Genomic DNA, 817 nt, shown 5'->3' with positions numbered 1-817 from the left:
CGCAAGCCGATCAGCATCGACAAGATGACCTTCGACGAAGTGTTGGCCAAGCAAGAGCTGGGTCTGACGCTAAGCGTGCCGAACCGTCTGCAGGAAGATGGCGAGGCTGAAGAGCTGGCCGTGCAATTGCGCGTCAATTCGATGAAGGACTTCAACCCGGCCAGCCTGGTCGAGCAAGTGCCTGAGCTGAAAAAACTGATGGAACTGCGCGATGCGCTGGTGGCCCTCAAAGGCCCGCTGGGTAACGCACCTGCGTTCCGTAAAGCGATCGAAGGCGTGCTCGCCGACGACGAATCCCGCGGTCGCGTACTCGGTGAGCTGGGCCTGAACGCCGCAGCCCCGGACGCCTGAGACTCTTGCCAAGGAAGCCAACACAATGAGCACTAGCGCAGCACAAGAGAAGAGCGCCGCCAGCGGCGAATACAGCATTCTCGACAGCATCATCGCCGAAACCCGTCTGACCCCGGACGACGAAGCCTACGACATCGCCAAGCGTGGCGTGTCGGCGTTCATCGAAGAGCTGCTCAAGCCGCAGAACAACGGTGAGCCGGTCAAGAAAGCCATGGTTGACCGCATGATCGCCGAGATCGATGCCAAGCTCAGCCGTCAGATGGACGAGATCCTGAACCACCCGGATTTCCAGGCGCTGGAATCGTCGTGGCGTGGTCTGCAGTTGCTGGTCGACCGCACCAACTTCCGCGAAAATATCAAGATCGAAATCCTCAACGTCTCCAAAGAAGACCTGCTGGACGATTTCGAAGATTCGCCGGAAGTCATGCAGTCGGGCCTGTACAAGCATATCTACACCGCTGAATAC

At 58.6% G+C, this 817-nt stretch carries 2 protein-coding genes; both read left to right on the top strand.

All coding sequences use genetic code 11. The features are described 5' to 3' along the window. Positions 1–351, top strand: a 351-nt coding sequence (tssB, locus tag J5M56_RS23665) for a type VI secretion system contractile sheath small subunit (RefSeq protein ID WP_207937904.1), incomplete at its 5' end; no start/stop codon positions are given. A 25-nt stretch (positions 352–376) separates the two neighbouring features. Then, positions 377–817 (top strand): type VI secretion system contractile sheath large subunit (locus tag J5M56_RS23660; RefSeq protein WP_207937903.1); only part of this gene is annotated, 441 nt, incomplete at its 3' end.

Origin of the sequence: Pseudomonas sp. 51_B (assembly GCF_017491595.1) — a bacterium.
Taxonomy (GTDB): Bacteria; Pseudomonadota; Gammaproteobacteria; order Pseudomonadales; family Pseudomonadaceae; genus Aquipseudomonas; species Aquipseudomonas promysalinigenes.
The sequence above is the reverse complement of the archived record's forward strand: the minus strand, read 5'-3'. Positions and strand labels throughout refer to the sequence as shown.